We start from the raw sequence: 7,336 nt of genomic DNA on the forward strand, positions 1-7,336 counted from the left end.
GGGGTGCGGGTGCGCGCCCACGCCCACCACAGCAACAGCGCGGCGAGCGCGATCTGCGCCCCCAGCCCCACGAACCAGCCCGGGACGGTCTTGCCGATGACCTCTTCCGGCGTGGGGTAGTCGCTCCGTCCGAAGTAGTACTCCGGGTCGCAGCCGTCCCAGCGATTCTCCAGGTCCGGCGTCAGCTGCGCGCTGCGCACGCTGTACTTCAGCCAGCCGAACACGTCGTCGGGGTTTCCGTTCCGGTCGAAGCGCGTGGGTGCGGCGTCGGCGAGGATGACGAAGGGGTTGGCCGACAGCATCCACCACACGTGATCGAAGCGCGGAGTCCGGTAGGTCGTGCGGTCCCATTCGCCGCAGACCATCTGCGTCGGGTTCTCCCAGCAGTCCTCGGTTCCGTCCTTGCAGACCGGCGCCCCCTGGGCGTCGTATTCGGGCGAGCGCGACAGGGACACGGCTTCGCTGGAGACAGCCGAGCCGATCAGGCCGAAGCTGATGACCGTCCCCACCGCGAGGGCTGCGACGACGAGGTAGGTGACGGCCACGGAGAACAGCGGGCGCGCCAAAATGCCCGACAGCGCCACGCCGATCGCGGCGATCACCCCGGTCTCGACGATCAGGATGGCCAGGGAGATGACGACGGTCCACGGCTGCACTTCGCCCGCGAGCGTCGCGATCACCAGGAACGGAGCGGCGACGGCAGCGAAGGCGAGGCCGGTGATCCACGCCGCGACGAACTTGCCGAGCAGGATCTCGCCCGTCGTTGCGAGCGTCACCTGCACAGGGGCGAGGGTCGCGGCATCCCGGTCGCCGTTGATGCTGTTGCCGCTGAGCGTCGGCGAGACCAGCAGCGCGAGCAGCAGCGTGACGTAGACGACGATCGAGTAGACGCCGGGACCGCCCATGCCCCAGCCGCCATAGGCGATGAACGCGAGCGCCGTGACGCCGATCAGCAGCAGCGCGAAGACGCCCAGCAGGACATACCACGACACCGTCCGCACTCGCTGCAGCAGTTCGAGCCGGGCGATCGTCCATAGCTTTTCAAGGGCGCTGCCGCGCCACGGAGCGCGAGAACCTGCCTCGGGGAGGCGAGGCGTTCGTATCGGAGGCGACGCGTTCACGACCGGTCTCCTTCGGGGTCGAGCTCGAGGTCGAGGAAGGTGTGTTCGAGCATGCCGGTCGCGGCTGCGAATTCGGCGACCGGCAGTCCCGCGGCGACGAGGGCGGCGAGGGCGGATGCCGCGTCGGCGTCGCTCGTGAACGCGACGAGCAGATCGCGGCGATCGATCGGGATGAGGGCGGCATCGAGCCCGAGTGCCTGCGCGACGGGGACGACGGCGGCGGTGGCCTCGCGGTCGGCGAGCCGGAGCCGCCACGTGCGTCGGCGGGTCGCGGCAGCGGCGACGCGGTCGCTGCTGACGGTCGCACCCTCGACGAGGAACACGGCGTCGTCCACGACCTCCTCGAGCTCGGAGAGGATGTGGCTCGAGATGAGGACCGTGCGCCCCTCCGCCGCGAGGCGGCGCAGCAGGATGCGCAGGTCGATGCGCGCCTGCGGGTCAAGGCCCGAGGCCGGCTCGTCCAGCAGCAGCACGCGCGGGTCGTGCACGAGGGCGCGCGCGAGGCCGAGCCGCTGCTTCTGGCCGCGAGAGAGGACGCGCGCAGGGGCATCGGCGAGGTTCGTGAGCCCGACCTCGTCGAGCAGCCGCGCCGCTCCCCCGAGCGCCTGCTCCTGGTCGATGCCGTACAGCCGCGACGTCATGACGAGCGTCTCGCGAGCGGTGAGGGAGGGCCAGGCGCCGAGCGCATCCGGCATCCAGCCCAGGATCGCCCGCGCCGCCGCGGGATCGTCCACGGGGTCGATGCCGCCGATGCGGATGGTCCCGGCATCGGGCGCGAGCAGCGACGCGAGCATGAGCAGCAGGGTCGTCTTGCCGGAGCCGTTGGGACCGACGAGCCCTGTGACGGCGCCGACGCGGGCGTTGAGGTTCACGTCGCGGACAGCGTGGACGGCGCCGAACGAGCGGCGCACTCCCGACGCGACGATGCCGAGATCGGTCATACTCTCACCCTATGCGGCGGCTGCGCCCGGCGGGGGTCGCGGCGTTTCGACTCGACCCTGCGGGCCTCGCGGGGCGACCGGGCCGGAAGAACGTCACCCCCAGGTCGGGGTGGTCGACGAAGACGCCGTCGATGCCGGCATCCGCGATGATGCGCCATTCCGCCTCGTAGTCGCCGAACCCCGCCTTCACCCGCCCGCGCCGGAACTGTCCGACGAGGAAGGCGTTCTCGGGCCGGCACGTCCACGTGAACACGCGCAGGCCGCGGTCGTGTGCGTCGGCGACGACGGATGCCGGGCCGGTCGCACGACCGAGCTTGTCGGGCGCGAGGATCATCCGCTTGTCGACGCTGATGCCGTCCACCTGTCCCGCGAGGACGTCGAGGCCGGCGGGCTCCGCCTGCTCACGATAGGTCAGTGCGCGATGGCCGTGCGTGGCGACGAGGTCGTAGGGGCGACCGGCCGACTCCAACAGGTACACGTACGTCCCTCGCACGCCCTGGGCACGCACCGCGTCGAGCACCGACTGCTCGAACGACTCGATGTACAGCGGCAGCTGCCCGTCGGCCCAGCCGGCGTCGCGCAGCTCCGCCGCGACCGCACCGGCGACGTCGTAGCCGAGGCCCGTGAAGTAGGTCGCGTGCTTGATCTCCAGCACGACCCCGATCTCCCGCCCCTGGTCGAGCGACGCCTGCCGTACGAGGTCGAGCACATCGCGCAAGCGCAGCGGCGCCTGTTCGCCGTCGAACGACGCGCTCGAGGCGCGCAGCTGCGGCAGCCGCTCACGGCACCGCAGCGTCGCAAGCTCGTCCCACGTGAAATCCTCGGTGAACCACCCGGTGAGCTCGGCCCCGTCGATCGTCTTCGTCGTTCGACGGTCCGCGAACTCCGGGCGATCGGCGACGTCGGTCGTCGTGCCGATCTCGTTCTCGTGCCGCACGACGATCACGCCATCGGCGGTGAAGACGATGTCGGGCTCGACGGCATCCACCCCGAGGGCGAGCGCGAGGTCGTACGACGAGCGGGAGTGCTCGGGCCGGTAGCCCGGCGCGCCGCGGTGTCCGATGACCAGCGGCTGGCGGCGAGGCATGATTCCAGGCTAGCGAGCCGTCGGCATCCCCTCGCCTCGCACCCGGGGATGGATGCCGCCTTCATAGCCTGCTCACAGCGGCACACGCGCCGCGGCGAACCGACGTCCGATACCCTGGAATTCCGCAGTACTCACTGCGGCAACCTTCGTATTGGAGAGACCACCATGGCCTCGAGCAGCAACCCCGCTTTCAGCAACCCCGCGTTCCAAGAGCATGGCTCGGCGCAGCGGCCCGGGCTGACCCCGCCGGCTGCCCAGACCCAGTTCGGCGCTTCGTCCGCGCAGTCCGTCGATCTCGCCGCGCAGGCCCAGTTGGAGGGCGCGTTCGCCGCCCCCGCCGCCGGTGCCGTCGAGACCGGTCGCATGACCGTCGAGGACACCGTCGTCAAGACCTTGGCGCTGTTCGGCATCCTCCTCGTCACCGCCGTCGCCGGCTGGCTGTGGACGATGGCGCCCGTCACGGCTGCCAACCCGACCCCCACGATCATGCCGTGGATCATCGGTGCGCTCGGTGGCTTCGTCCTCGCGATGGTCGTGACCTTCACCTCGCGCAAGAAGGTCCGCCCCGCGCTGATCTTCGGCTATGCCGCGTTCGAGGGCCTGTTCATCGGCGGCATCTCCGCGTTCTTCGAGTTCATGTGGCCGGGCATCGTCATGCAGGCGACGCTCGCGACCCTGTCGGTCGTCGGTGTCACCCTGGCGCTGTTCGCGAGCGGCAAGGTGCGCGCGTCGGCGAAGGCCACGAAGATCTTCCTGATCGCGATGATCGGCTACCTCGTGTTCTCGCTGGTCAACGTCGTCCTGATGATGTTCGGCGCGTTCGGTGCCGGCAGCGGCGGCCCGTTCGGCATGCTGTCCGACGTGAGGATCGCCGGCATCCCGCTCGGTGTGATCATCGGTGTCGCCGTCGTGATCATGGCGGCGTACTCGCTCGTGCTCGACTTCGACTCGATCCAGCAGGGCGTCCGCAACGGCGCTCCCCGCCAGTACGCGTGGCTCGGCGCCTTCGGCATCATGGTCACGGTCGTCTGGCTCTACGTCGAGATCCTGCGTATGATCGCCATCCTCCGCGGCAACAATTGACCCGACCACTGCTGAAGGGCCGTCCGGTGTTTCGCCGGGCGGCCCTTTCGCGTTTCCGGGGCTGCTGCTTCGCGGCATCCACGCACTCGCGCGGCCGTTTGCGGCTCGCGCTAACGAAAGAACAGCAGCGCGTGCCACTTTCGACAGCGCGAAGCATGGATGCTGGGATGCCGGGGCGCCCTCAGCCGCGCTTCGCGAGCCGCGCGCTGATCATCGCCTCGACGGCCGGCCACTCCGGCTCGATGATGGAGTACTCGACCGAGTCGCGCAGCGCGCCGTTGCGGTAGCGCGCGACGGCGCGCATCACGCCGTCCTGCTTCGCACCGAGGCGCTCGATCGCGGCGCGCGACTGGTGGTTGACCCACTGGGTCGTGAGCCCCACGCGGTAGACGCCGAGCGTCTCGAACGCGTGTCGCAGCAGTAGGAGCTTCGACTCCGCGTTCGTGCCGGTGCCGTGGGCCGACGGCCGGTTCCACGTGTAGCCGATGTGCAGCCGCGGCACGTCGGCGACGAGTTCGTAGTACGTCGTCATGCCGATGATGCGCCCGGCGGCGTCGAACGCCGTGAAGGGGATCATCTCGCCCTTGTCCAGCAGGCCGAGGCGGCGTTCGATCTCAGCGGCGACGCCGTCGGGCGCGGGGACGGAGGTGTACCACGCGGCCTCCCAGAGCCGCCCTTCCGTGACCGCCTCGACGAGCCCGTCGTGGTGCTCGCGCGCGAGCGGGCGCAGTTCGACGAAACTCCCCGTGAGGGTGACGGATGCTGGAGGCGCGCGAAACGGCATCCCCCCATTCAACCCCACGCGCACCCGCCGCACCGCCGCACCCGCCCACAGGGCGCGGCGGAGCAATTCGTCTCCTCGGGACAATCGGGGTGCCGCGAAGCGGCGGGGCCCCGCTCTTGTTCCGAGGAGACGAATCGCGAAGCCCCCCGGGCACTAGAGAGTCCGGCGGGAGCGCCCTCGACTCACTCCCACTCGATGGTCCCCGGGGGCTTCGACGTGACGTCGAGCACGACCCGGTTGACCTCGCGGACCTCGTTCGTGATGCGGTTCGAGATGCGCGAGAGCACGTCGTACGGCACGCGGGTCCAGTCGGCGGTCATGGCGTCCTCCGAGGAGACCGGGCGCAGCACGATCGGGTGCCCGTAGGTGCGGCCGTCGCCCTGCACGCCTACTGACCGGACATCGGCCAGCAGCACGACGGGGCACTGCCAGATCTCACTGTCGAGCCCCGCGGCGGTCAGCTCGGCGCGGGCGATGGCGTCGGCCTCACGCAGAATCGCGAGGCGGTCAGCGGTGACCTCACCCACGATCCGGATGCCGAGGCCGGGGCCCGGAAACGGCTGCCGCGACACGATCTCCGGTGGCAGTCCCAGCTCGCGCCCGATCGCGCGGACCTCGTCCTTGAAGAGGGTCCGCAACGGCTCGACGAGCTCGAACTGCAGGTCCTCGGGAAGCCCGCCGACGTTGTGGTGGCTCTTGATGTTCGCGGTGCCCGATCCGCCGCCGGACTCCACGACATCGGGATAGAGCGTCCCCTGCACGAGGAACCGAATCGGATCTCCCGAAGCGGCCGCATCGGCGATGAGCTCCGCCTGCACCTTCTCGAACGCGCGGATGAACTCCCGGCCGATGATCTTGCGCTTCTGCTCCGGGTCGCTGACGCCGGCGAGCGCGTTCAGGAACGTCTCGCGGGCGTCGACGGTGATGAGGCGTACCCCGGTGGATGCCACGTAGTCCTGCTCGACCTGCTCGCGCTCGCCCTTGCGCAGCAGGCCGTGGTCGATGAACACGGCGATCAGCTGATCGCCGACGGCCTCGTGCACGAGCGCCGTCGAGACGGCCGAGTCGACGCCGCCCGACAGCGCGGACAGCACGCGTCCGTCGCCGACCTGCGAACGGATGCGCGCGACCTGCTCGGCGATGACGTTGCCGCTGTTCCAGTCCGCTGCCAGGCCCGCCGCCTTGTGCAGGAAGTTCACCAGCACGTCCTGGCCGTAGTCGGAGTGCTTGACCTCGGGGTGCCACTGCACGCCGTAGAAGCACTTCTCGGCGTTGCCGAACGCCGCCACCGGGGTCGCGGCGGTCGACGCGAGCACGTCGAACCCTTCGGGAGCGCGGGCGACCTGGTCGCCGTGGCTCATCCACACGTTCTGCTGCGCGGGCTGGCCGCCGAGCAGGACTCCCCCGTCGTTCGCCACGACGGCATCCGTTGCGCCGTATTCGCGCAGCCCCGTGTTGGCGACCTCGCCGCCGAGCTGCTGAGCCATGATCTGGAATCCGTAGCAGATCCCCAGAGTCGGGATGCCGAGTTGCAGCACCTCCGGGTCGAGTGACGGCGCGCCCGGCTCGTACACCGACGACGGTCCGCCGGAGAGGATGAGGGCGAGCGGCTCGCGCGCCACGACCTCGGCGGCCGTCACGGTGTGCGGGACGAGTTCGCTGTACACGCCGGCCTCGCGCACACGGCGGGCGATGAGCTGGGCGTACTGTGCGCCGAAATCGACGACGAGGACGGGGCGCTGCGCGGTCTCGGTCTCGGTGGTCACCGCTTGTTCTCCGTGGGGATCTCTTGGGTCAGGGAGGAGTGCTCGGCGCGCGAGTGCAGTTCGTCCGCCTCGCGCGCCGCGAGGTACGCCTTCACCTCGCGGCCGACGCGGGCCTCCATGAAGAACGACAGCAGCGGCACGATGCCGCCGAGCGCGAGCATGACGAACCGCAGGAATCCCCAGCGCATGAGGCTCCACACGCGGAAGCACGCGAACAGGTAGACGACGTAGAACCAGCCGTGCGCGATGAGGATGCCGAGGGACAGATTCACCCCGTCGCCCGTGGACTCGTGACCGGTCGCGGTCTCGACGACGGGCGCGAACCAGAGGAAGCCACCGGACCCGCCGAGGAACAACTCGTACCCCAACGCGTACTTCACGACCATCTCGGCGCACAGCGACAGCAGCATGACGCCGGTGATCACCGATGCGATCTGGTAGAACCTCAGCGCCCCGCGAATCGCCGGAAACGAGGCGAGTTTCGGCTGCGGCATGCGCTCCAGTCTAGTCGCCAGGGTCGTGACGCGGCGGCGCGGCGCCGGCCGCGGCATCCC

General features: G+C 70.0%; 7 protein-coding genes. 1 reads left to right on the plus strand and 6 read right to left on the minus strand.

Annotated elements, in window-relative coordinates; all coding sequences use genetic code 11:
* The 3 genes from WBP48_RS03290 to WBP48_RS03300 all read right to left on the minus strand — a co-directional run.
* Positions 1 to 1,028: ABC transporter permease (locus tag WBP48_RS03290; RefSeq protein WP_424436064.1), on the minus strand; the 1,028-nt coding region annotated here is incomplete at its 3' end.
* An 89-nt stretch (positions 1,029 to 1,117) separates the two neighbouring features.
* A complete protein-coding gene (locus WBP48_RS03295; protein ID WP_424436046.1) occupies positions 1,118 to 2,062 on the minus strand; it encodes an ABC transporter ATP-binding protein in 945 nt (314 codons plus the stop codon).
* A gap of 4 nt (positions 2,063 to 2,066) precedes the next feature.
* Positions 2,067 to 3,149, minus strand: a complete 1,083-nt coding sequence (locus WBP48_RS03300; RefSeq protein ID WP_424436049.1) for a glycerophosphodiester phosphodiesterase family protein — start codon at positions 3,147 to 3,149, stop codon at positions 2,067 to 2,069.
* A gap of 165 nt (positions 3,150 to 3,314) precedes the next feature.
* Here WBP48_RS03300 and WBP48_RS03305 point away from each other — a divergent pair, with 165 nt between their 5' ends.
* Entirely contained in the window at positions 3,315 to 4,232 is a 918-nt protein-coding gene (locus WBP48_RS03305; RefSeq protein WP_424436052.1) for a Bax inhibitor-1/YccA family protein, read from the plus strand.
* Positions 4,233 to 4,413: 181 nt separating this feature from the next.
* Here the strand turns inward: WBP48_RS03305 and WBP48_RS03310 are convergent, their stop codons facing one another.
* The 3 genes from WBP48_RS03310 to WBP48_RS03320 all read right to left on the minus strand — a co-directional run bounded on the left by WBP48_RS03310 (position 4,414) and on the right by WBP48_RS03320 (position 7,276).
* A complete protein-coding gene (locus WBP48_RS03310) occupies positions 4,414 to 5,016 on the minus strand; it encodes a GNAT family N-acetyltransferase (protein WP_424436055.1) in 603 nt (200 codons plus the stop codon).
* 182 nt (positions 5,017 to 5,198) lie between these two features.
* A complete protein-coding gene (gene guaA / locus WBP48_RS03315) occupies positions 5,199 to 6,782 on the minus strand; it encodes a glutamine-hydrolyzing GMP synthase (RefSeq protein ID WP_424436058.1) in 1,584 nt (527 codons plus the stop codon).
* Complete coding sequence (locus WBP48_RS03320) at positions 6,779 to 7,276, minus strand: DUF3817 domain-containing protein (protein WP_424436061.1); 498 nt, start codon at positions 7,274 to 7,276, stop codon at positions 6,779 to 6,781. Before WBP48_RS03320 ends, guaA begins: the two co-directional genes overlap by 4 nt.
* Positions 7,277 to 7,336: the final 60 nt, after the last annotated feature.

This window comes from Microbacterium sp., assembly GCF_049661145.1.
GTDB lineage: Bacteria > Actinomycetota > Actinomycetes > Actinomycetales > Microbacteriaceae > Microbacterium.

Bases quoted from the DNA above. Each gene is read 5' to 3' on its own strand.
- WBP48_RS03295 (WP_424436046.1), bottom strand. From the start codon at position 2,062: ATGACCGATCTCGGCATCGTCGCGTCGGGAGTGCGCCGCTCGTTCGGC.
- WBP48_RS03300 (WP_424436049.1), bottom strand. From the start codon at position 3,149: ATGCCTCGCCGCCAGCCGCTGGTCATCGGACACCGCGGCGCGCCGGGC.
- WBP48_RS03305 (WP_424436052.1), top strand. From the start codon at position 3,315: ATGGCCTCGAGCAGCAACCCCGCTTTCAGCAACCCCGCGTTCCAAGAG.
- WBP48_RS03310 (WP_424436055.1), bottom strand. From the start codon at position 5,016: ATGCCGTTTCGCGCGCCTCCAGCATCCGTCACCCTCACGGGGAGTTTC.
- WBP48_RS03320 (WP_424436061.1), bottom strand. From the start codon at position 7,276: ATGCCGCAGCCGAAACTCGCCTCGTTTCCGGCGATTCGCGGGGCGCTG.